Here is a 25,438-nt window from a genome sequence, read left to right as displayed (position 1 = left end):
ACATGAGTACTATATATCCTTTTACAGCCTTAGTAGGACAAAATCAAATGAAATTGGCCTTACTCCTCAATGCGGTAGACCCACGGGTAGGTGGTGTATTGATACAGGGTGATAAGGGAACGGCAAAATCGACGGCGGTACGAGGCTTAGCCAAGGTGCTGCCGATGCATCGTGATGGCACACCGATGAAAGTGGTTGACCTTCCATTGCATTGCACGGAAGACAGATTGGTGGGAACCTTGGATATTGAGCGGATTCTGCAAGAGGGGAAGCAAAAGTTTTCTCCAGGCATTTTATTTGAGGCTCACGAAAATATTCTCTATGTGGATGAAGTCAATTTACTAGAGGACTACTTAGTGGATACATTGCTAGATGTGGCGGCGATGGGTGTGAATCGGGTTGAACGTGAGGGCATTAGCCATAGTCATCCATCACGATTTATTTTGGTGGGCACCATGAACCCCGAAGAGGGGGCTATTCGCCCGCAATTGTTGGATCGCTTTGGTCTATCGGTGACTGTGAAAGCAGAAACAGATGTAGCGTTGCGGATGGAAGTATTGCGTCGTCGATTGGCTTTTGAAGATACTCCACAAGCATTTATTGAATCCTACAGGAAGGACGATGAAGCATTGCGTAACACTATTGAATCAGCGCGCAAAGCATTGCCTACCATTGGGGTAGATGCAAATCTATTAGAATTGATTGCCAATATATCTATTACCCTAGGCGTAGAGGGACATCGTTCTGATATTACCTTACTCAATAGTAGCCGTGCTTTGGCGGCCTTACAAGGGGAGCCCCATGTGACCATGGATCATCTGAAACAGTTGACACCGCTTGTGGTATCTCATCGGATGAAGCGAAAACCCTTTGAGCAACGTGAATTTGATGAAACTATGCTGGACAATCTATGGGCTACCTATGAAGGGATACAGAAGTAGTAGAATTATCAAAGATTTTGTTAAAGGAGGTAAATGGTATGAGTGTACAACTGAATACAGGCATTCACCTCTTTTTGCAAGAACCTTTGTTGCGGACATTACTGATTTCAGGTGAAGTGGGAACGGGAAAAACTTATGCCCTGTTACACGCATTGCTTGATAGGGGCCGAACCTATACGACGATTACATCCCACACAGATGTGAGTGCTATGCAGGAAGCAGTGGATATACAAAGGACCTTAGAAACAGCTCAAATTGTAAAACAAGCACATCCTTGGGACGTGTATGACTTGCTTATCTGCGAAGGATTGGATCACTTTGACCGGTCCATGTGGTTACGGATTCTTTACGAGCAAAATCGTCGGTACGAAGAGGGAAGACCGCTACAAATCATTGGGACCTATACGGGAGCAGAAGGGCTTTCAGAATGGGTCTATGATATGGATTTGTGGATACCCATAGAATCACCGGATGCGGATACTAGAGTGCGGATCCTAGCAGATAGAGACCATGCAGATATATATGAGAATGGTACGACTCGTGAAAGTTACCACGGGGAGGGAACTTTTCACGAGGGAACATTAGTAGATGTATATAAAACTCATGAAGAAGAGTCGATTTGTTCTAAGGGGAAATTAATGGATGCACCTGGAACCCCCTTCGTGCATGATAGCATATATACATATATTTCCAGTCTAGTAGAGAGATTCAACATTTCCTTTATGGGTATGGAATATATTTTACTAAAAGCGGCCATCGGTTTAGCTAGAGAAAAAGGCCATCAGTTTGTGGAGCCTACTGATGTAAAAACAGTACTTCCTTGGACATTACCACAGAAAATGAAGAACCTAGTGAATCCTCGGATACAGCAAGATGGAGAGGCACAGGATTCATCTGACCGAATGCCATCTGAGGACACAAGCACGGAACAAGAAAAAACGGAAGAGACGACTTCAAACCGAAAGGAAGAGGACAATATCTCACAGGGAATAGATAGGAAGAACGATCGTGATGAGTCAACGGGAAAGGTGACTCAAGGGATGACGACAGATAGGGATAGTTCTCACGAGGAACAACTAATAGAGGAAACTACTCTAGAATCTAATCAGACAGAAGAGGAACTAGCTACTAGATATGATGGAATAGGGAAAGAAAAGGATACGAGCGGAGAGGGCCAACGTGAGTCCCATAGAGATAAGGTAGAGGAGTCCTTTGCACTTTCAGAAGCAGTGGAAACGCAGGTGTTACATTTATATGGGATGTTGCAATCTGGGCTGGCAAAGAAACACATAGACATCAGTGATGACGGTCGAGGCCCTAAGGTACATCGTCAAGGAACTATGGGGAGAACCATTGCATGGATACCAACGATAGTACAAGGGATTGTACACAGTCGGAAAGTACCGATTCGGCTAACTATAGAAGATATCAGATATGCTATGTATCAGGAAATACCAAAAGAAGCCATCTATTTAGTAGTTGATACAAGTGGATCTATGGGGCAGAGACAACGATTACAGGGGGCAGAGAAGTTACTTTCGCAATTGGTACAGATGATGTATGTAAAACGACAGTATGTATCGCTCATCACCTTTCAAAAGCATGGGGCGCAATGTGTGGTGCCGCTGACACAGCGAATTGAGACCATCCCCAAAGCATTGGGAGAAGCTCGTATTGGGGGCAGAACGCCCTTTGTAAAAGGTATTGAGGAAGCGGTCAAACAGATAGGCAATGACATGTCTCAAATGGGGCATGTACAGGCAAAGGTTGTAATTATTACAGATGGGAAGGTCACCTCACAAGCACTGCAGGGACTAGACGACATCGGTAGATGGCTTGCGAATCAGGGAATACAAACGACGGTCATCGATACAGACACCAGTTTTGTTCGCATGAACCGCGCCAAAGAAATTGCTCATATGTTAGGGGCAGAACTTATAGATATAAATCAATATATAGTCATTTAGAAGTGACAGAATATATAGGTAAATACATGCGCCATATGCTACAATAGAATATAGAATCCAAGTTTGGTTTGATAAAAGGTAAGGTGTAATTATATATGGAAAAACGACAGGATTATTTGCAAATGATTGCAGGTGAGTCGGTGTCCCGTAGACCAGTTTGGTTTATGCGTCAAGCGGGACGAAGTCAAGCGGCGTATCGCAAGATTAAAGAGCGATATAGCCTATTTGAGATTACTCATCAACCGGAATTATGTGCAAAAGTAACAGCTCTTCCCGTTCATGAGTATGATGTGGATGCGGCTATTTTGTACAAGGATATTATGACGCCTTTGGTGCCTATGGGCGTAGATGTGAACATAAAATCTGGTATAGGGCCAGTGATTTCCAATCCTATTCGGTCCAAAGATGATGTGGAAAAGCTACGGGATATTGTAGTAGAAGAATCATTGGACTTTATGGTGAAAACGATCCAAATGTTGACGAAAGAAATGCTCACAGTTCCCTTAATTGGCTTTGCAGGAGCTCCTTTCACATTGGCTAGCTATATGATTGAAGGTGGCCCTTCTAAGAATTACCAGAAAACTCGTCAATGTTTAGTGGCAACCCCTGAGATTTGGCATGCTTTGATGGAGCGATTGACTACTATGTCCATTACTTATATGGAAGGTCAAATTCAGGCGGGTGTGAATGCAATTCAAATTTTTGATTCATGGATTGGAGCCCTTTCCATGGAACAATATGAATGTGGCGTATTCCCGTATATGAAACATATTATTGGGACTATTAAAGAACGATATCCTCATATTCCTATCACTATGTTCGGCGTAGGTACTAAGCATTTATTCCCAGTGTGGAAAGAATTGCCATTAGATGTAATCGGTTGCGATTGGAGATGCTCCATTGCAGAAGCAAGTGCGATGGGCATCAAGCAAACATTACAAGGGAATTTGGACCCTGCCTATTTATTTGCAGATTGGAAGACAATTCAAGGTGAAATTGATCGTATTTTGGAAGAAGGTGCTGCTCATGGAAAGCATATTTTTAATTTAGGCCACGGTGTTGTGCCAGATGCGAATCCTAAAGTATTGCGAAACATAGTGGAGTATGTACATGACAGAGGATAAAGAGATACAACAAGTTTGTGTATTGGTATTAGATTATGGCTCTCCCCGCTCCTTAGAAGATGTGAAAACATATTATACCCGCATACGGAGAGGTCACGGGCCAAGTGACAAAGAATTACAAGGATTGCGACATAAGTATGAACGCATTGGTGGACAATCTCAGTTAATGGAGTCTACCGCATGGCAAGTAGAGCGGTTACAAGAAGAGTTACAAAACGAACTACCCTTTGCAAAGGTAACGGTGGTACAAGCACATAAATATATAGAACCACTCATCGGGGATGTAGCGAAGGAATTGGGCCACTATGATACAGTAGTGGTACTTATGATGAATCCTTATGGAACAGACATATTAAATGCATCCTATCTAGAGCCACTGAAACCGTTTATGAATGACCGATGGAAGGTAGTAGAACATTGGGCAGATGTACCGACATTAGTGCAATCTTGGACAGACCGAGTACAGAAGACTATGCGTACATTGCCTATTACGGCAAAACCGCTGTATGTCTTTACTGCCCATAGTGTGCCACTGATGCAAGGAATTTCCTATGATGGATATGTGCATAGCTTACAACGGGTGATGCAATCTATAGCAGATCAATTGGTGTTGCCCAATGCTACCCTAGCTTGGCAAAGTGCAGGTACTCGTGGGGAATGGCTAACACCTACAGTAGAAAAGGTGACAGAACAAGCGGGCGTAGAAGGGCATACCCATGTGGTATATATGCCTATCGGATTTACTTGCACCCATATGGAAGTGTCCTATGATTTAGATATAGAACGGCGGGACCAATGTGAACAGTTGGGGATGACCTATGTGCGAGTGCCTATGCCAGATCGTGACACTCTCTTTGTGAAAGCCATGGCGCATGGTGTATTAACAGCTCTCTTGAAGGAGGGATAATATGAAAGTAGCAATTATTGGTGGTGGTCTAACGGGCTTATCTGCAGCGTATTATATGGGCAAAGCATTTCCTAACTGGGACATTCATGTCCTAGAATCTTCGAATCGTTGGGGTGGAAAGGTACAAACAAAACGTCGCGATGGCTATGTGGTAGAAGTGGGGCCTGATTCGTATTTAGCCAGAAAAACATCTATGACAGATTTGGTACAGGAATTGGGATTAGGTGATACCTTGGTACGTAATGCTACGGGAGAATCCTATATTTATCATCAAGGTCAAATGAAGCCTATCCCTGGAGGATCCATCATTGGCATCCCTACAGAATTTCTTCCTTTTGCTATGTCTAGCTTATTAAGTTGGTTTGGTAAATTACGAGCTGGATTAGATATTTTTAAGAAACCATATCCAGGAAATGAAGATATGAGTATCGATGCCTTTTTCCGGTATCATTTAGGGGATGAACTAGTCAATTTATTAATTGAACCTCTCTTATCTGGTATCTACGGTGGAGACTTAAAACGCTTAAGTTTACTGGGAACCTTTCCAGAATTTCGTCAATTAGAACAAAAGCATGGAAACTTGGTCAAAGGTATGATGGCTATGCAAGGTATGCGCAAACAATCTGGGGCGGCTACCGAAGGACAATTTGCCCAATTAACGGGAGGTTTAGAATCATTAGTAGATGCTCTTGTGGAACAAATGCCAAAGAACGTTTCTTTGCACACATCGACTGAGGTGCTAGAGGCATCATACACAGATAAGCTCTATACAGTGCAAACACAAAACGGTACAGACTCCTATGACCGTCTTGTGATTACTACGCCACCTAAAGCCTATGAAAAATTTTTTTTGGGAGATGAAAAATTTGAAGACTTGCGGCATATGGAACAATCTTCTTGTGCCATTGTCATTATGAGTTTGCCGAAGTCAGCGTTTACAAAACCATTGCAAGGCACAGGCTTTGTGATTACTCGCAGCACAGAGACGCCATTGACGGCATGTACTTACATTTCTAGTAAGTGGCCACAAACGACACCACAAGACAAGGTGGTACTACGCGTCTTTTTAGGGAAGCCTACAGACTCTACGGTAGATACGCACAGTGAAGAAGAACTGTGTGAATTGGCGCTTTCAGAAATACGAAATATATTGAAGTTTACAGGAAATCCAGAATGGATAGAAGTGGTACGGTTACAAAAAAGTATGCCCCAATATGAAGTGGGCCACAAAGAACGAGTGGCAACCCTCATGGACCATGCCCAAGAACACTATCCGGGATTGGCATTAATTGGAACTCCATTTAAAGGGGTCGGCATGCCAGATGGCATCAAACAAGCCTATGAATTGGTAGAAGCATGGAAAGAAGAAACTAAGGAGGTAGTTCCTATGGATACACATACAGAATCTGTTCATGCAGGTGCAACACCTATGCATGGACATACTACAGGACTAGAAAAAGTACCTGAAACATACGAAGGTTGGTTTAGCTTACACGCTAATTATTCCATCAATTTTGAAAAATGGAGAAGCTGGTCTGCTGAGCAACAAATTGAAGTATTGCAATCTTTCAAAGCATTTATTGGGAATTTAGAAACAGCTCATGAGGCCCATACAAGTAGCTATGCTATGTACCAAATCAATGGTCACAAGGGAGATATTATGTTTTGGTTCTTGCAACCAAGCTTGCAAGATTTGAACGAAGTAGAATTGACACTAAAAAAATTACCAATCTTTAGTGTATTACAGCCAGAATCTTCTTTTGTATCTGTGATTGAAGTAAGCAATTATGTGAAATCTCCGAAAGACCATCCAAAAGTACAAGCTCGGTTATATCCAAAAATTCCTAGATTGGCGTGTATGTGCTTTTATCCTATGGCGAAGCAACGTAATCTAACAGATAATTGGTATATGTTGGATCGTCAAAGCCGTGGTAGCATGATGCGTTCTCATGGACAAATTGGCAAAAAATATGAAGACACTATCAAAGAGTTTACGACGGGTGCTTTTGGCATGGATGATTGGGAATGGGGTATTACATTGATGAGTGATGATCCAATTCAGTTTAAAAAAATTGTCAATGAAATGCGATTTGATGAAGTAAGTGCTCGTTTTGGTATCTTTGGACCATTTACGATTGGCACGATTCTGGATATGGATGGTATAGATCATCTGTTTTCCTAATGTATCAATAGGGTATTAAATTATAAAGTGATGAAATTGCGACAGGTTTGCATACTAGTACCATACTGGATTATAAACCTGTCGTATTTTTTTGCTTTTCGCCAATGTGGTGGCTACTAATTTAAGCGTTGTGGACAACATTCGTGGTTGAGCTATATTTGTATCATGTTAGATAGAATTATTTGTATCTTAGTAATACTTATGCAGTAGTTATACGTTGTTATATGGTATAATGAAAGATATGATAAAGGAGTGATGTCATGAAATTGTTAGCTATAGACTTAGATGATACGCTGTTACGTGATGATAGTACCGTGTCTGATTATACAAAAGAAGTCCTAAAAAAAGCACAGGACAAGGGAATTGAGGTACTCATTGCCACAGGTCGAATGTACCAAACGGCATATCCTGTAGCACATCGCTTAGGCTTAGGTGATGTACCGATGGTATTGTATTCTGGCGGAGTTATCCAACGTGTGGAAAGCAAGGAACTTATTTGGGAACGAGCTATTCCACCAGAGGTAGCGCATAAGGTATTAGCCATCGCAAAAGAGCATAATATCTATATTCAGTCCTATATTGATGATGAATTGTTAGTACACAGTGAAACAGAGTTTTCTCGTCTTTATGAAGAGATTACAGGTGCTAAGGCTATGTATGTAGGAGATGCGATCTATGAACCTCAAAAAGGGACAAACAAACTATTAGTAGTGGAAGAACCTGAACGTATGGCAGAGGTGATTGCTATTCTTTCCAAAGAAGTAGGCGATATGGTTGATTTAGTTCGGTCTAAGGTAAATTTTTTAGAAATCGTAGCACCTCATGTATCTAAAGGGGAAGCCTTGGCTTTTATGGGTGAGCAATTGGGCATCGGTTTAACAGATATGGTATCCTTTGGTAATTCAGAAAATGATATTTCTATGTTACAAGTAACAGGTCATTCCGTGGCAGTAGGGAATGCAGAGGAACATGTGAAGACAATTGCCAAAGAAGTATGCGACACAAATGAAAACGATGGGGTCGCTAAATGGATTGAAGCGAATGTGTTATAAAATTTTGTAGGAGGGCCTCATGGAAGGGTTTCGTTTAATCATTGTGACCGGTATGTCCGGAGCAGGTAAAACACAAGTGATGCAAGTCTTGGAAGATATGGGATATTTCTGTATCGACAATATTCCTCCTGTGTTGATTCCTAAGTTTAGTGAAATTTGTCGTCAAAGTGCAGGCACTAAAGTGAGTCGAGTAGCCTTAGTGGTAGATATCCGCAGTCGTGAATTTTTTGATGATTTAAACAGTGCTTTAGATGATTTGACGGCTATGAGTGTGCCTTATGAAATTGTGTTCATGGAAGCTAGCGATGATACTTTGATTCGCCGGTATAAAGAAACACGTCGTAGTCACCCATTGGCACCATCAGGTCGTATTAGTACAGGACTGTCACAAGAACGGGCACTCTTGGCGGATGTACGTAGCAAGGCGGATCATATTATCGACACCACAAACATGAAAACATCTGCCTTGAAATCATTTATGCGCCGTACTTTTAGTCACGTGAAAGAACAAACAGATGGCATGGCTATTACAGTGGTAAGTTTTGGATTTAAATTTGGCATGCCTAATGATGCGGATATGGTATGGGATGTGCGATTTTTGCCGAACCCATACTACATTCCCGAATATCGTCATAAATCGGGGCGCGTACCTGTGGTAAAAGAGTATATTCACTCCTTTGAAGTGACTGATGAATTTAAAAAGCATTTCTTTACTACACTAGATTTCCTTGTGCCAAACTATGAACAAGAGGGAAAAAGCCAATTTGTGGTAGCTGTAGGCTGTACAGGCGGTATGCATCGTAGCGTAGCAATGGCAGAGGCATTATATACACATTTGAAAGAAAAAGGCTGTAATGTTTCTGTGGAACATCGTGATATGATGCGTAATCATGTAGAAGAAGATGTGAATCCACGTTCTAGATTAGACCTATAAAGAAAGGAGTGGGACGATTCTTTCGTCTCTCAAGCCTATGAAATATAATAATTGGATGCGCTGGTTTGCGCCAGGCATTAATATTAAGCGGTGGCTATTCCTATTTTCTTTAGGCACGATTTGGCTGGTAGTGGGTGTCCTTATGATGATGAACTACCAGTGGATTAGCAACTTTGAAGATATTTTCTTAGAATTTTTATTCCATCTCACAGGCTCCTATAACTATACGGTCATAGCCAGTCTTGGTTTAGCAGGTATTGTGGCGGGTATGGTAGCTATGTTGTGGGGGATACGTAAGCTCATTCAGACCATTGTGAATGCGATTTTGCCTAATACAGAAGATGGTGTGAGTGATTATATTTTTGAAAAAATTCGCTTAGGACAAGGACCCAAAATCGTAGTGATTGGCGGTGGTACAGGATTGTCTATGCTATTGCGAGGGCTAAAGAGTAAAACCACAAACTTAACTGCTATTGTTACAGTAGCAGACGACGGAGGTTCTTCTGGTCGGTTACGAGAAGATTTTCAAATGATTGCTCCTGGAGATTTACGCAACTGTTTAGTAGCATTAGCGGAAAAAGAAGGACTTATGGAAGAACTATTCCAGTATCGATTTACTAAAGGAGCAGAATTATCGGGCCATAGTTTTGGGAATTTATTCTTAACAGCAATGACTCAAGTGCTGAAAGATGATGTGGAAAAAGCCTTAGAAGCCTCTAGCAAGATCTTGCGAGTTCGGGGACGTGTTATTCCATCATCTACAGAAGAAATCAAACTGATTGCTAAATTGACGGATGGTACCATCGTAGAAGGGGAAAGTAATATCCCTAATGCGGGTAAGCCAATTGCGAAGGTCTATACTGAGCCACATAGACCATCTCCTGTAGGAGCTGCCTTGCAAGCTATTGATGAAGCCGATGCCATCATTTTAGGCCCGGGCAGTTTATATACTTCGGTAATGCCGAACCTATTAATTGATAAGGTAGCGGATCACATTGCTAACTCTAAAGCGGCTAAGATTTATATTTGCAATGTGATGACGCAGCCAGGTGAAACAGATGGGTATACTGTGTCTGACCATGTGAAAGCCATTGAAGCACATAGTGAGGTGGGAATTATCGATACAGTTCTTGTGAATGATAACAGAATCCAAGATGCCACATTAGAACACTATAAACAAGCGGGGCAAGAACCAGTAGACGTAGATATGGATGTGTTGCAATCGATGGGGATTCGGACAGTTCGTGCAAATCTTGTAGATAGTCAAGATAAAGCGGTCCACAATTCTGAACGGTTAGCGAAAGTGGTCATGGATGTTGTCTATGCTTTGCAGACGGATATTGAACCGCACATTTTAGAATATTACTTACAGCGAGAAGATCATTAAGTATGAAAGTAGAGCCTCTAGAGGCTCTATTTTCTAGTAGAAATAGTAAAGGAGAGGCTATGTCATTTGCAGAAGATGTAAAAAATGAATTGTGCCAATTTAAAACAGAAGATGCGTGGGCATCCAAGGTAGAGGCCTCTTGTTTATTACGGATGGGTGGGTCCATTTTACTAGGTATGCAAGGACGCGTAGGGGTACGTTTGGTGACGGCTAATAATGCAGTAGCTAGACGAGTGCTAGGAATTATTAAAGAACAGTATGATTTACCTACTTCTGTGCTAGTGCGTAAAGGGCTAAATCTACGCAAAAAGAACATGTATACGTTGACGGTAGAGCCTACAGAACAGAGTCGTCTTGCGTTAGAGGAGTTACAATTATGGCCTGTGGATGCTATGATTCCAGATGAATGGTTAAAAGACATGGAATCACGAAGAGCTTTTTTGCGAGGCGCTTTTTTGGGATGCGGGTCTGTTAATAAGCCACAAAGTGACTATCATTTGGAGTTTATGACTACAAAGGAAGACTTTGCAGATCAAATTATTCGTGTCTTAAAAATGTTCCGATTACATGCTCGAAAGGTAGAGCGAAAAGAGGAGTTTGTAGTATATTTAAAAGAAGGGGATGCGGTGACCTCCTGTTTACAAATTATGGGAGCTCAATCAGCCCTGATGAATTTTGAAAATGTACGAATTATGAAAGATGTACGTAATACCATTAATCGTCAAGTAAACTGTGAAACAGCAAATTTACAAAAAACGGTGAATGCAGCAGTGCGTCAATTAGATGCAATACGTATTATTGATAAACATCAAGGTCTCAACTCCTTGCCAGTTCGTCTTTATGAGGTAGCTATATTACGTCAAGAATTTCCGGATGGTAGTTTGCAAGAATTGGTAGATGCCTATGAAACAAAGTACAAACGAGAATTGACAAAATCTGGTATTGGACATCGTTTACGTAAATTAGAAGCCCTCGCCTTACAGTGGGAGCCAGAGGGGCTTATGATAGAATAGAGGTAGTATGAAATTAATGAATCGAATACAATGGAAACAATGGTTATTAGGGAGCATGTTAACAGTACTTGGGCTAGGCACTACGTATGGACAAGTACCGAGAACGGTAAATATTGATGAGTATACATTTACACCCTTAGAAGTGAAAACCGTTAAGGAGATAGATACTTTATTATTGTCCGATAGTCCGGAATATGTAAAAGAGCCGGGGATTGTAGCGGCAGGTACACTGAGAGGAAATAGCCGTATTTACTTTTATCATGTGAACGAACGAACAGAACCTATGAAAGTAGGTATTTTGTTGGAAAATAAGGGGAATGTTCCAGCTTTTGTAGAAATAGAACGATCTATTTATGCAAAACCAAGCCCAGACTATTTTAAAGTGGGACGAGAGCTTTCGAAAAAAGAACTGAATAGTACTGCATTAGACTTAGGTGCTTGGGCTAATGAAGGCGTAACTATCCCAGTTCGCTCTAAAGCAGTGCAACAAGAAATCAAAAAACAAAAAGAGAATCTTGCACAATCGAAGAAGCTAAAGACAAAAAGAATTGAAGAAGAAATTAAAAAGGATGCTACATCCCGAACTATTTCGTTAGTATCACAAGATACTAGTGGTACAGAATTTGTATTGCGTCCTGGGGAAGTGCGCCCTATTTTTACTGAGTTGGAAAAAGTTCTTATAAAAAAAGATGATTTATTCAGTGGTATTATCGATGTTTCTACTACGGAACCAGTATATGCATCCGTAGCGGTGATGGAACCTAAGTCAACCGTTACATATGGCTTGCCTTTATTACCAATTCATCCTATAGATGAAGTAGAGTTGCGTGGTACCTATGAAGGAATGCGTCGATTCCATGTGGTGGAACCGCAGTTTAATAGTGAAGCAGGCCCAGCTAGTTTTGAAATTGCCAATGATCGAGAAGATGCCTTTATTAGTGGTGTTGACGAGACTAGTAATAATAAGTCGGTAAAAAACAAAGGAAATTATGGTATTTCTAATATATATGTGTTACACACAGAAGGAAACACTCCCTATGCCTTGTATTTTAATCCATTAGGTGGTGCTTTTAGTGGTACATTCAGGATTACATCTTCTAAAGGTGTACGCACCTATGATGTGCCTGTAAAAGGTCCGTATTTGGGACATGAAACTATTTATGACACACAGCTATTAGATGTATTTGATAGACCAGAAGATTTACTATTAGAATACATGTCACCAGGGGCGTCTAATTTACCAGTTAGACTTTTGTTGATTCCACAAGTTCCAGAACGTGAGAATACAGATGGTAGTAGATCGCAATATGTGACTAATTTAGTACATAAAATTTTGGGAAAATAATCAAGTCTTTATATAAATAATCCAAAAAGGTATCTTAAATTAATAGTGATTTAATTAGTTGTATATAAGCAAATAATCTTAGTGATATAAGAAACTATGCAAATTGAAATTTTATGATATAATTTAAAACAATCTAGATAGACAAACTTTATATTGACAATCATTGCTAATTATAAATATAATGAGTAATAGAAATGATACTCAGATTAAAGTAGGCGATGTAGTTCGGCAAAGAGGCCCATTTGTTAGTCGTATGAGACAGCAAATGGGCTTTTTTGAAAGGAGGAGCATGAATCAAAATTGTATGAAAAAAATAGAAAAGTTCAAACCTAAAGTAATGGATATAGACATGTTGTCTGCCACCGAGGTGGAACATGGCACCATTTATGAGATGAATACGCCTCGAGGTAAGGCAAAGATGTATAGTTATCCTGTATTCGGTGGAGTAGAATTGACGTTCCAAGAGGTGACCATGAAAGAAATCCGTCACCGTGCAAAACCCTTAGATGGTATGTTTGAAATCCATTATTGCAAAGAAGGGCGTATTGAGTGCGCCTTTGATAATGGAAAAGTATTATATATGGATGAAAACGATATTTCTGTAGGGTGGAAAGAGTCACCTAGCTATGTGCACTCTACAAAGTTTCCTACCTCTTATTATAAAGGTATCAATTTATCTATTTATATCCCCAAGGCCCAAGAGATGGTGAATAAGTTCGTAGGACATGATCGGATTGATCTTCGTGACATATGTAATCGCTTTTGTCAGGATTTTGAATTTGGGTTTGTATGTCGTAGAGAATCTAAACTTAGTGACATTTTTAAAAGTTTATATGATCTTCCCGATGAAGTGATGCCACAGTTATTTCAATTGAAATGTATGGAAATCATATTGTTATTAAGCACCATCGCATCAGATGATGATTGCTGTATGCCATATTTTGAACGAAAACATGTGGAAAGTGTGAAACGTATGCACGAATTTTTGATGAAAAATTTGCACAAAAAACCGACTATTGAAGAATTGGCAAAAGCATATGGATTAGCACCGACAGCATTGAAAAAATGTTTCAAAGGGATTTATGGTAGTAGCATTCATCAATATATTAAGCATATGCGGATAAAGGAGGCGGCAAAGGATTTAACTAATACGGATGATAGTATTCTCAGCATAGCTAACCGATATGGCTATGAAAATGCTAGTAAGTTTGCAGAAGCATTTCGGGTTATTATGGGACATAAACCTAGTGAATATAGGAAAATAAATAAAATGTCGGAATGGATTAAGTAGAAGCTATTTAGAGTAGATTTGAAATTATTAAATTTGATATTATAAGTATAAGCTGATAAAAATTATCATATTTTTTTAATGGAGGTAATAATATGGACAGCCTTTTATACATTGTACATTTATTTAACAGCGGTGGATTAGTAATGTATCCATTGGTTATTTTGTCAATCATTGTGATCGCAATTGGAATTGAGCGTTATACGTATTTCAAAGCTAATACTGCATTGCTAAAGGAATTTAGTCATGATGTGTATTTTGCAATAAAAGATAATGATTGGAAGAAAGCGAAAGAGTTATGTGAGGCAAATCAAACGGCAACTGGTCGTATCTTGAATGCAGGATTAACATACTCCAAAAACGAAACAAGTATGAAAAATGCGTTTTCCGAACAAATGATGATTGAAGCCTCTCATTTAAAAATTCACTTAGATTACTTGAGCGCTATCGTAACAATTTCTCCATTATTAGGTTTATTAGGTACAGTATCTGGTATGATTGGCACGTTCAGTGTATTGGATAATGGTGCTGGTGCATCCGCTATTTCTGGCGGCGTTGGTGAAGCCTTGATTGCCACAGCTACTGGTTTGTTAGTGGCTATTTTATCATTCTGTGTGTACACATACTTCAGTCATCGTATGGATGCAATTATCAATGATACAGAAACTTTATCTGTAGTATTATTAAATGGTATGAAAGAACAATGGAGTGATTCTCATGTTTCAAAATAGTCGATTGAAAATGAAACCTGAGTTCATGATTGTGCCAATGATCGATATCATTTTCTTCTTACTGGTTTTCTTCATGATGAACAGTATTGAAACGGTGGCACAAAAGTCCTTGGGTGTACAATTACCGCAAGCACAATCAGCAACACAAGTCAAACAAAGTCCTATCATTCTTACATTGGATAAAGAAGGACATATCTTGATTGACTCTAAACCATATAGTATCGATGAAGCTCGTAACTATATTACAAGCAAAATTGGAGAAAATCCAAATACAGCGGTACTATTACAAGCAGATAAAAATACGCAACATGGATTCGTGGTTGCCATTATGGATATGCTAAAAACGATTGGGGTTAAGAAGTTCTCAATTGCTGCTAGCTAGAAAGGATGACACATGGAACAATATATTTCCTGGAAAAAATCCTACATAATCTCTGTTGTAATCCACATTGTCCTAGCTGTTGTGTTAGGTATTGCTTTAGTATCCGTAGTAGAGCATAAACAAACCGAAAATGCTTTTGAAATTGACATGTCTATTTCCGACGATTTAAAAGCATCCGCAGGTGGCGGTGGCGGTGGCGGCGGGGTATCTTTCCCTCAACCACTTTCACAAGAAGTTGTACAAGCTAAAGTACAAGCAGCGCAACAAAGTTTATCATCTCCAGTGCCAGTTGATGATGCTGTGAATGTGCCAACATCTACCAACGCAGCTACAGGTGCAAGTGATGGAACATCTACAAACCAAGGTACTGGTGGTGGATCTGGTGGCGGTAACGGAACAGGAAACGGTACTGGCGATGGTAGCGGTAACGGCTCTGGTAGCGGTGGTGGATCTGGCTCTGGCAGTGGCGGAGGTAATGGAGATGGTGTAGGTACTACATCTGGTAATGCACCGTTTGACTGGGCAGGATTTGTGGCTACTGTACAAGCCCAAGCACAAGGTACGTACCCTGCAATGGCAGTAAAACGTAACTTACAAGGTAGTGTTACAGTTAGCGTAACCATTGATGCGAGCGGTAATATAGCCTCTGTTTCGGCAGGTGGAGGACCTGGTATTTTAAACAGTCATACCCAAGATGTTGTCTATGGCATAGGCAATTATCCAAATGGTAGTGGCTCATCAGTATCAAATACATTCACTGTGTACTACACTTTGAATGGTGACTAGTGCAAAGGCACAAGAAATAATTCAGGAGGAATTATGGATTTAAAAACTTTATTTGACTCCATGTCGGAGGAACAACGTAATATTCAACTTGGTTTTGATACAGCAACGCCGTTGACACATGCTTTTACAAGCAAACGTGCAGTACATGCTGGTCTAAGTGGTCGTCCTTTAGAAAAGGATGAGGCACAACGTGTATGGAATGAATTAATGCACCAACCGCCTGTTCCAGGGCAAATGCAAACGGCATATATTCATATTCCATTCTGTCAAACTAAATGTACTTACTGCGGATTCTATCAACATGCTACGAATCAAGATGCAGAAGATAAATATGTAGATATGTTATTGAAAGAAATGCAAATGGCTGCCGATCAACCACGGTTCCGTGATGGTTTGATTCACACTATCTTTATTGGTGGTGGTACGCCAACATCATTATCTGCTAATAATGCAAAACGCATGTTGTCTGCCATCCAAGAATATTTCCCGTTGGCCAATGACTATGAGTTGACATTAGAAGGTCGTATTCACGACTTGGTGCCTGAAAAAATGGATGTATGGATGAGCCATGGTGTCAACCGTATGTCCTTAGGGGTACAGTCTTTCCATACTCACGTACGACGTCAATTGGGACGTTTAGATGATCAAGATACAGTGTTGTCTCGATTAGAACAATTAAAAGCATACCAACAATGTTCTGTAATTGTGGATTTAATCTACGGTTTACCAGATCAAACGATGGATGTATGGATGGAAGACTTAAAAATTCTTGAACAATCTGCAGCAGATGGTATGGACCTATATCAATTAAATGTGTTTGAAAATAGTGATTTACAAAGCTTAATTGAACGCGGTAAAGTAAGCCCAGCAGCTACCACTAAAGAACAAGCATTAATGTATGAGGCAGCTGTAAAATACTTGATGAAACGTGATTTTACACGTTTAAGTGCAGCTCATTGGAGTCGTGCACCGCGTGAACGCTCTATGTACAACACTATGGCGAAAGCCGGATACCCAATGTATCCATTTGGTTGTGGTGCTGGTGGTAATTTAGGTGGATATATGACAATGTTACACCGTGTATTGCCTCCATATGAGGCTCTTGTAGAAGAAGGTAAAAAACCATTTATGGTTCTCATGAAACAATCTGAACTACAAGAATTCTCTAATTATGTAATCAGTTCCTTGGAACGAGGTGTTTTAAATCTAGACACTTTGATCGAAATGGATGCAAAATTAGAGGACTTACGTTGGTTGCTTGATACTTGGGTAACTCGTGGTTTGATGGAATATAATGGCGTATTATATCGCTTAACAACGGCTGGTGGATTCTGGAATGTCAATATTACACAAACCGTTATTGAATGTGTTCAGTACATCTTAACGGGTGAAAGCACATTGTTACATGAAAATATTGCGGCTCAAAACCATGGTGGTAGACCAAAAGATCATCCACATGTAGGTGGTGGTCATCCTGAAGGTGTGGCGAAACATCCACAGGGAGCAGGCGGTCATCCAGCAGGTGTTCCAAAAGGACATCCAGAAGGAGTACCAATGGGAGGACATCCAGCAGGTGTACCTAAGCATCCACATGGAGCAGGTGGACATCCAGCGGGCATTCCAAAAGGGCATCCTACAGATATGGAAACTACACGTGCTCATGGCACAGTAGGACATAGTCCATTTAAGAAAAATATTTAGGTAGTATCTATTACAGGTGAACTCCTACACACCTTACCAAACCAAACAATATAGTTTCCTGTAATAGTTCTATAGCCACTCATAGAGTGGAATCAGGTATACCAGGTCAAAGTTGGTAGGCTGCATCATACTATAGTACGTTTAAAATCACTTCAGTAATGAGAGTGCAGTATCCGCAGGCAATGCCTGCGGATGTATATCTGATAAATGAACATTGTGCCTTAGGCTACAATGTTAGATACAAAAATAATGATATACTATTTATAGTATTTATATGTTATGTAAAAGGAGCGCACTTCCTAGAAGTGTGGAAAATGAATGAAAGCAATCGTAGTTTACTCAAGCCGTACAGGCAATACAAAATTAGTAGCAGAAGCTATGGCAAGTGCTTTGCCTGCTGGTACACCATGTGTATCTGTGAAAGAAGTTCCAGCTGATTTAGCATCTTACGATGTAGTATTTATGGGTTTCTGGGCAGACCAAGGTAACGCTGATAAAGCGGCACAAGCAGTACTTAAAGAAATCACAAATGAAAAAGTAGCTTTATTCTGTACTTTAGGGGTTCCTCCAGTATCTCCTCATGCACAAGAAACTGTAGAAGCAGCTGCGAAATTGTTACCAAATGGTCAAACACCAGTAGGTTACTTCAAATGCCAAGGTAAAGTAGATCCGAAAGTAATCGAAATGATGTACAAAATGTTCCCAGAAGGCCATAACCATGGTAAAAGCCCTGAACGTGATGCACGTCATGCACAAGCTGCATCTCATCCAGATGAAAACGACTTAGCTAATGCAAAAGCATTTGTTGAAGAAGTTATTGCTAAATTATAAGTTTTCTACCTATGTAATAGGTTGCAATATAATAACACTCCGAAAAAGACTGCCAGAAATGGCAGTTTTTTCCATTTACGAAGATAACATGCTAGTATGTGTATAGATAGTATAAAATGTAAATAAATCTCTTGACGTATAAGCGTCCTTGCCTTATAATACTTATAAGCTTAATGAATCGGTACGAGAGACCGAAGAGCGTAATTTGAACCTTTTAAATTAGTCCTGTGAGGCTAGTAAGGGAACGTAGTAGGAGTACTTTACCTATAATCTATAGGTGTACTCTATAATAGAATCACTATAACTATGCGACCTCTTGCCTTACGGCAAGGGGTCTTTTTGCGTGTAATAGAAGTACTACAAAGGAGGCTATGATGGGAGAAATCAGCTTAAAAGGTAAGCACCTATTAGGACTGCAAGGTCGGTCAAAAGAAGAAATTGAACTCATTTTACGTGTAGCTAAAAAAATGAAAAAAATTGTTTTATCGGACAATAAGAAACATCCATTATTAAAAGGCAAATCTATTATTAACTTGTTTATGGAGAATAGTACACGTACAAGAAGTTCTTTTGAGTTAGCAGGTAAATATTTAGGGGCTGATGTCATCAACATTTCCAAGAGCGGTAGCTCTATGGCAAAAGGGGAAAGTTTCCGTGACACATTATTAACGATGTCTTATATGGGAACAGACGCCATCGTAATGCGCTCTAGTGAAGAAGGAGCTCCTTTATATGCCACAAAATGTGTGGATCCAATTATTATCAATGCTGGAGATGGAGCTCATGAACATCCAACACAAGCCTTATTAGATATGTACTCTATCTTAGAACATAAACCTACATTAGAAGGTTTAAAAGTAGTTATCATAGGCGATATCATGCACAGCCGTGTAGCGCGCTCCAATATTTATGGATTAAAAACAATGGGTGCTGACGTGCATCTAGCTGGTCCACGTACGTTAGTATACCCAGAACTAGAAAAATTGGGTGTTACAGTTCATCATGATGTACGTGAAGCTGTGAAAGATGCAGATGTGGTAAACGTATTGCGTATCCAATTAGAACGGATTCACTCCGCGTTATACCCAAGTAATCGTGAATATGCACGTATCTTTGGTATTAATAAATCTGTGTTAGAAAATGCAAAAGATGATGTATTAGTATTGCACCCAGGACCAATGAATAGAGGTCTTGAAATTGCGCCAGATGTGGCGTATGGTGATGCATCAGTAATCCAAGAACAGGTGCGTAATGGTGTAGCCATCCGTATGGCGATTTTATACTTAACAATTATCGGAGGTGACGGTAGTGAGCTTGCTGATTAAAAATGGTACGGTAGTTAACCCGGCAAAAGGACAACATGAAGTAGCAGATATTCTTGTAGAAAATGGTGTAATTGCAGCAATTGGACAAAATTTACAAGCGAATCAAGCAGAGGTATACGATGCAACAGGTCTTATCGTAGCTCCTGGATTAATTGACATTCACACGCATTTGCGTGAGCCAGGTCAAGAAGCAAAAGAAGACTTTCACAGTGGTACACAAGCGGCAGCAGCAGGTGGATTTACACGTGTTGTAACTATGGCAAATACAAACCCTGTTGTGGATAACGCTCCACTAGTACGTGGATTGCGTAAACAAGCGGAATTGACAGGGGTTGTAAAAGTAGATTTTATGGGCGCTGTGTCTAAAGGCTTGCAAGGAAAAGAACTTGCAGAAATGGGTGATATGGCAGAAGCTGGTGTAGTAGGTTTCTCCGATGATGGACATTATGTAGAAAGTGCTGCTTTCATGCGTCGTGCTTTAGAATATTCATCCATGTTTGGAAAAATGGTTGTAGACCATGCAGAAGAATGTAGCTTAACTTGTGAAGGTCACATGCATGAAGGTATCGTTTCCTATGAAATGGGTGTAAAAGGTCGCCCAGCTGTGGCAGAAGATTTAGCGGTAGCTCGTGATATTATGCTAGCAGAAATGACTGGTGGACATATCCATATTGCACATGTGAGTACAAAAGAAGCTGTCGATCAAGTACGCCGTGCGAAAGCAAAAGGAATCAAAGTAACTTGTGAAGTAACAAGCCAACATTTAGTATTCACAGATGAATATTTACGAGATTATAATCCAGACTTTAAAATGGCTCCACCAATTCGTTCTGAAGATCATCGCCAAGCGTTGTTAGAAGCATTACAAGATGGCACAATTGATGCAATAATTACGGACCATGCACCACATGCGTACGAAGAAAAAGATGTGGAATTCTGCTGTGCAGCAAATGGTTTCACAGGATTGGAAACATCCTTTGCGGCAGTAATTACACATGTATTAAAAACAGGTATCCTCACAATTGATGAAATCATCAATTTAATGAGTACTAAACCAGCTCAATTAATCGGAGTAGACGGAGGCGTACTTGAAGTAGGAAAACCTGCGGATATCTCAGTCCTTTCTTTAGATGAAACTTGGACTGTAGATAGAAATAAATTCTACACTCGTGGTAAATCATGTCCATTTGATGGTATGACAGTCACTGGTAGAGCAAAATTAACAGTAGTAGATGGACAAGTTGTAATGAAAGACGGGGTTGTAATCGGGTGACAGGAAAACTGGTATTAGAAAATGGAACTATCTTTGAGGGCACATTGCTGGGGGGCATGCCAATCGTTGGCGAAGTAGTGTTTAATACAGGGATGACGGGATATCAAGAGATTTTAACAGATCCGTCATATGCAGATCAAATTATTACTTTAACTTACCCATTAGTAGGCAATTATGGTGTCACACGTGAGGTAGATCAATCTTCTAAGCCCTATTGCAAGGCAATGATTGTAGGAGAATTGTGTACGTTCCCTAGTAATTGGCAAAATGAGGGGACATTTGAGGAATATATGAGAAGCCATGGTATTCCATGTTTATACAATGTGGATACACGTGCAATTACACGTGCTATCCGCAGCCATGGCGTGATGAAAGGGGTTATTTGCCCAACAGATACACCACAAGAGAAAATCGATGCTTTATTAGCGCAACCACTAGCGACAGATCACATTATGCGTGTTACCACAAAATGGGAAGGTCGCCGTGGTCAAGATACAGCTGAGTTTCATGTAGCTGTGTACGATTTTGGTGTAAAAGAAAATATTCTTCAATCTTTGGAAAACGAAGGGTGTCGATTGACAATTTTCCCAGCTCATACAAAAGCTGAAACAGTGATGGCTTGCAATCCTGATGGAATCTTCTTGTCCAATGGACCGGGAGATCCGAAAGACGTACCTGAAATTGTTGAAGAAATAAAAAAATTAGTAGGCCAAAAACCTATTTTTGGCATTTGCATGGGACATCAACTGATTGCTCGTGCATTTGGTGGTGAAACGTATAAGTTGCGTTTTGGTCATCGTGGATCTAACCATCCAGTAAAAGATTTAGATACGAATCGTGTTCATATTACCTCTCAAAATCATGGTTATGCAGTTGATGAAGCAAGCCTAGAGGGTTCTGGATTGCGCGTATCCCATCGCAGTGTAAATGATGGTACTGTAGAAGGATTAGTGCATAATGAATTGCCGATTATGTCGGTACAATATCATCCAGAAGCGTCTCCGGGTCCGACTGATAATGTATATTTGTTTGAACGTTTTAAAACATTGATGAGAAGAGGTTAATGATGGAAAAGAAAAAAGTTCTTGTAATTGGTTCTGGTCCAATTATTATCGGGCAGGCAGCTGAGTTTGATTATGCAGGCACACAGGCTTGTCAATCTCTTCGTGAAGAAGGTTATGAAGTTGTATTAGTGAACTCCAATCCGGCTACTATCATGACAGACCGTGATATTGCGGACCGTGTTTATATTGAACCGATTTCTTTGGAGTTTGTTACAGAGATTATCCGTAAAGAACGCCCATATGGTGTGTTGGCTACATTAGGTGGACAAGTTGGTCTCAATATGGCGGTAGAACTGTCAGAGGCAGGAGTCCTTAAGGAGTATAATGTAAAATTATTGGGTACTACTTTAGAGGCTATCAAACAAGCGGAAGACCGTGAATTGTTTAAAGAGGCAATGAAACGTATCAACCAACCTGTGCCAGAATCTGATATTTTCAGTGATGTGGCGGAGGCAGTGGATTTTGCCAATCGTATTGGATACCCTATCATCATCCGTCCTGCCTATACACTAGGTGGCACAGGCGGCGGTATTGCTCATAACGAAGAAGAAATGTACATGATTGCTCTTCGTGGCATCAAGCTTAGTCCAATCCATCAAATTCTTGTAGAACGATCTGTAGCTGGTTGGAAAGAAATCGAATACGAAGTGATGCGTGACCGCGCAGATAACTGTATCATTGTATGTAATATGGAGAACATTGACCCAGTAGGGGTGCATACAGGCGATTCTGTAGTAGTGGCACCATCGCAAACGTTGAATGATACACAGTACCAAATGTTGCGTACGGCTTCGGTTGATATCATTCGCTATCTTAAAATTGAAGGTGGCTGTAATGTGCAATATGCCTTGGACCCATATAGTAATCAATACTATGTTATCGAAGTAAATCCTCGCGTGTCTCGTTCTTCTGCATTAGCTTCTAAGGCAACGGGATATCCTATTGCTAAGGTAGCAGCTAAGGTTGCTATCGGCATGACCTTAGATGAAATTACAAATGCAGTTACAGGGGAAACTAAAGCGTGCTTTGAACCATCCTTGGACTATGTGGTAACAAAATTTCCTCGTTGGCCATTTGAAAAATTTAATTTGGCGGACCGTACGTTGGGAACGCAAATGAAAGCCACTGGCGAAGTTATGGCTATCGACAGAACCTTAGAAGGTTCTCTATTAAAAGCCATTCGTTCTTTAGAAATTGGATTAGATCATATTGAACTGAAAAAGATTGCTCATGAAACGCCTGAGCAACTGATTGAACGATTACAATTAGTGGATGATGAACGTCTCTATGTCATCGCTCAAGCTCTTCGTGTGGGTATTAGTGTAGAGAAAATCTGCTATATTACAAAAATAAATTCTTTCTTCATCAATAAAATTAAAAATATTATATTAGTAGAAAAAGATTTGGCCACTAATGGTGTAACAGAAACAAATTTAAAAACTGCGAAGCGTTACTCTTTCCCAGACAAAGTCATTGCTAGATATGCAAATTGTAGTGCAGAAGACGTATTGGCAAAACGCAATGAATGGAATATTCATCCAACCTATAAATACGTAGATACCTGTGCCGCAGAATTTGAAGCGCACACACCATATTATTACAGTGCCTATGCCACAGAAGATGAAGTAGTACCACGTGGTGAAAACAGCGTTATCGTTCTTGGTTCCGGTCCAATTCGTATCGGACAAGGGGTAGAATTTGATTATTGCTCTGTTCATTCCTCTTGGGCATTGCGTAAAGCGGGCATGAAATCCATCATTATTAACAATAACCCAGAGACAGTAAGTACAGATTTTGATACATCTGATAGCTTGTACTTTGAACCGTTGACAGTAGATGATGTGATGGAAATTATCCGCAAGGAGAATCCAGTAGGGGTTATTGCTCAGTTCGGTGGACAAACAGCCATTAACTTAGCAGGACCGTTGGCTGCAAGAGGTGTAAATATTCTAGGTACATCTGTAGACAGCATCGATATGGCAGAAGACCGTGAACGTTTCGATGAATTATTGGCAAAATTGGAAATTCCTCGTCCAGTAGGGGCGTTGGTGACTAGCGATGAAGAAGCCTTAGAAGCAGCAAAACGCTTACAATATCCATTGATTGTCCGTCCGTCTTATGTACTAGGTGGTCGTGCTATGGAAATTGTATATAATGACCAAGAATTAGATCGTTATATGAAAGAAGCTGTAGTAGCATCGAAAGATCACCCAGTGTTAATCGACCGCTACATGGTAGGCATGGAAGTAGAAGTAGATGCGATTTCTGATGGTATCGATGTATGCATTCCGGGTATTATGGAACAAGTGGAACGAGCAGGGGTACACTCTGGAGATTCTATTGCGGTATATCCAGCACAACATTTGTCGGAAGAGTTGACGAATCAAATCGTAGATTATACTCGTCGCATTGCTCAAGGGTTGCAGGTAAAAGGGGTACTCAATATCCAATATATTGTGGTTAATGATGAGTTACATGTTATCGAAGTGAACCCTCGTTCTAGCCGTACAGTGCCTTTCATTAGTAAAGTAACTGGTATCAACATGGTGGAGTATGCAACACGAATTGCTTTAGGAGAAACCTTGGAAAGCTTGGGATTACCAACTGGATTAGTGCTAGCCCGTCCACATGTGGCTGTAAAAGCACCAGTATTCTCCTTCTCAAAAATGGGGTTGGTAGAAATTGCACTAGGACCAGAAATGAAATCTACTGGAGAAGTAATGGGAATTGGCCGTACTTATGCAGATGCCTTGTTCAAAGCGATTCACGGAGCCAATATGCGCATTCCAGATAAAGGCAATATTTTGATGACCGTAGCCGATCGTGATAAAGAAGAAGCAGCCCGTTTGGCAAAAGGTTTTATCGAATTGGGGTACCACATTCAAGCTACAGGTGGTACTGGTCGTTATTTCACAGAACACGGTGTAGATTGCACTATAGTGAATAAGCTATCTGAAGGTAGTCCAAACTGTGCAGATGCTATTCGTGAAGGTAAAGTAGATTTGATGCTAAATACCCTAACCTTTGGTAAACAACCAGAACGAGAGGGATTCCAATTGCGTCGTTTAGCTGTAGAAATGGGCGTACCATGCTTAACATCTTTGGATACAGCTCGTGAAGTATTACATGTTGTAGCTAGTCGAGCTACCGCAGGTGATGCTATTACAGTGGATGCAGTGCAAGATTATGAAATGGAGTAATCATA

General features: G+C 40.4%; 20 protein-coding genes. All 20 read left to right on the top strand.

Translation table 11 applies throughout. The features are described 5' to 3' along the window. The first annotated feature begins 2 nt into the window (after positions 1 to 2). The 20 genes from HMPREF3032_RS03745 to carB all read left to right on the top strand — a co-directional run bounded on the left by HMPREF3032_RS03745 (position 3) and on the right by carB (position 25,433). Positions 3 to 941 carry an ATP-binding protein gene (locus tag HMPREF3032_RS03745; protein ID WP_062402015.1) on the top strand — a complete coding sequence of 313 codons (939 nt, stop codon included), beginning with the start codon at positions 3 to 5 and terminating at the stop codon, positions 939 to 941. Positions 942 to 979: 38 nt separating this feature from the next. Then, complete coding sequence (locus HMPREF3032_RS03740) at positions 980 to 2,908, top strand: VWA domain-containing protein (protein ID WP_062402012.1); 1,929 nt, start codon at positions 980 to 982, stop codon at positions 2,906 to 2,908. A gap of 95 nt (positions 2,909 to 3,003) precedes the next feature. After that, positions 3,004 to 4,032, top strand: a complete 1,029-nt coding sequence (gene hemE / locus HMPREF3032_RS03735; RefSeq protein ID WP_072270754.1) for a uroporphyrinogen decarboxylase — start codon at positions 3,004 to 3,006, stop codon at positions 4,030 to 4,032. Continuing rightward, positions 4,019 to 4,939 carry a ferrochelatase gene (hemH, locus tag HMPREF3032_RS03730; protein ID WP_062402009.1) on the top strand — a complete coding sequence of 307 codons (921 nt, stop codon included), beginning with the start codon at positions 4,019 to 4,021 and terminating at the stop codon, positions 4,937 to 4,939. The genes hemE and hemH overlap by 14 nt, the downstream gene beginning before the upstream one ends. 1 nt (position 4,940) lies before the next feature. Further along, positions 4,941 to 7,121: a protoporphyrinogen oxidase gene (hemG, locus tag HMPREF3032_RS07700; RefSeq protein ID WP_072270753.1), complete on the top strand. Its 2,181-nt coding sequence runs from the start codon at positions 4,941 to 4,943 to the stop codon at positions 7,119 to 7,121. Positions 7,122 to 7,381: 260 nt separating this feature from the next. After that, complete coding sequence (locus HMPREF3032_RS03720; RefSeq protein ID WP_062402006.1) at positions 7,382 to 8,173, top strand: Cof-type HAD-IIB family hydrolase; 792 nt, start codon at positions 7,382 to 7,384, stop codon at positions 8,171 to 8,173. Positions 8,174 to 8,192: 19 nt separating this feature from the next. Further along, a complete protein-coding gene (rapZ, locus tag HMPREF3032_RS03715) occupies positions 8,193 to 9,107 on the top strand; it encodes an RNase adapter RapZ (protein ID WP_062402003.1) in 915 nt (304 codons plus the stop codon). Between the two features lie 37 nt (positions 9,108 to 9,144). Next, a complete protein-coding gene (yvcK, locus tag HMPREF3032_RS03710; protein WP_062402000.1) occupies positions 9,145 to 10,494 on the top strand; it encodes a gluconeogenesis factor YvcK family protein in 1,350 nt (449 codons plus the stop codon). Positions 10,495 to 10,553: 59 nt separating this feature from the next. Then, on the top strand, positions 10,554 to 11,507 hold the full coding sequence (gene whiA / locus HMPREF3032_RS03705) for a DNA-binding protein WhiA (RefSeq protein WP_038144788.1): 954 nt from the start codon (positions 10,554 to 10,556) through the stop codon (positions 11,505 to 11,507). Positions 11,508 to 11,514: 7 nt separating this feature from the next. Next, on the top strand, positions 11,515 to 12,852 hold the full coding sequence (locus tag HMPREF3032_RS03700; RefSeq protein ID WP_062401997.1) for a hypothetical protein: 1,338 nt from the start codon (positions 11,515 to 11,517) through the stop codon (positions 12,850 to 12,852). Positions 12,853 to 13,141: 289 nt separating this feature from the next. Continuing rightward, positions 13,142 to 14,143 (top strand): helix-turn-helix domain-containing protein, encoded by a 1,002-nt coding sequence (locus tag HMPREF3032_RS03695; RefSeq protein ID WP_062401994.1) that lies wholly within the window; start codon positions 13,142 to 13,144, stop codon positions 14,141 to 14,143. 92 nt (positions 14,144 to 14,235) lie between these two features. Then, positions 14,236 to 14,871: a MotA/TolQ/ExbB proton channel family protein gene (locus HMPREF3032_RS03690; protein ID WP_009353689.1), complete on the top strand. Its 636-nt coding sequence runs from the start codon at positions 14,236 to 14,238 to the stop codon at positions 14,869 to 14,871. Next, a complete protein-coding gene (locus HMPREF3032_RS03685; protein ID WP_009353705.1) occupies positions 14,858 to 15,253 on the top strand; it encodes an ExbD/TolR family protein in 396 nt (131 codons plus the stop codon). Before HMPREF3032_RS03690 ends, HMPREF3032_RS03685 begins: the two co-directional genes overlap by 14 nt. A 12-nt stretch (positions 15,254 to 15,265) precedes the next feature. Beyond that, the gene (locus tag HMPREF3032_RS03680) at positions 15,266 to 16,039 is read left to right on the top strand and encodes an energy transducer TonB (protein WP_009353703.1); all 774 of its coding nucleotides are present in this window, start codon (positions 15,266 to 15,268) and stop codon (positions 16,037 to 16,039) included. 33 nt (positions 16,040 to 16,072) lie between these two features. Continuing rightward, positions 16,073 to 17,740, top strand: coding sequence for a heme anaerobic degradation radical SAM methyltransferase ChuW/HutW (hutW, locus tag HMPREF3032_RS03675; protein WP_062401991.1), 1,668 nt, complete (start codon positions 16,073 to 16,075; stop codon positions 17,738 to 17,740). 318 nt (positions 17,741 to 18,058) lie between these two features. After that, positions 18,059 to 18,571 carry a flavodoxin family protein gene (locus HMPREF3032_RS03670; RefSeq protein WP_009353675.1) on the top strand — a complete coding sequence of 171 codons (513 nt, stop codon included), beginning with the start codon at positions 18,059 to 18,061 and terminating at the stop codon, positions 18,569 to 18,571. Positions 18,572 to 18,945: 374 nt separating this feature from the next. Further along, positions 18,946 to 19,896, top strand: coding sequence for an aspartate carbamoyltransferase catalytic subunit (locus HMPREF3032_RS03665; RefSeq protein ID WP_009353673.1), 951 nt, complete (start codon positions 18,946 to 18,948; stop codon positions 19,894 to 19,896). Then, positions 19,880 to 21,169 carry a dihydroorotase gene (locus tag HMPREF3032_RS03660; RefSeq protein ID WP_062401988.1) on the top strand — a complete coding sequence of 430 codons (1,290 nt, stop codon included), beginning with the start codon at positions 19,880 to 19,882 and terminating at the stop codon, positions 21,167 to 21,169. Before HMPREF3032_RS03665 ends, HMPREF3032_RS03660 begins: the two co-directional genes overlap by 17 nt. Further along, the gene (gene carA / locus HMPREF3032_RS03655; protein ID WP_062401985.1) at positions 21,166 to 22,233 is read left to right on the top strand and encodes a glutamine-hydrolyzing carbamoyl-phosphate synthase small subunit; all 1,068 of its coding nucleotides are present in this window, start codon (positions 21,166 to 21,168) and stop codon (positions 22,231 to 22,233) included. The genes HMPREF3032_RS03660 and carA overlap by 4 nt, the downstream gene beginning before the upstream one ends. Before the next feature lie 2 nt (positions 22,234 to 22,235). Further along, on the top strand, positions 22,236 to 25,433 hold the full coding sequence (carB, locus tag HMPREF3032_RS03650; protein ID WP_369813340.1) for a carbamoyl-phosphate synthase large subunit: 3,198 nt from the start codon (positions 22,236 to 22,238) through the stop codon (positions 25,431 to 25,433). Positions 25,434 to 25,438 lie beyond the last annotated feature (5 nt).

The organism is Veillonella sp. DNF00869 (assembly GCF_001553345.1).
Classification (GTDB): Bacteria; Bacillota; Negativicutes; order Veillonellales; family Veillonellaceae; genus F0422.
This window is presented reverse-complemented; position numbering and strand designations above follow the sequence as displayed.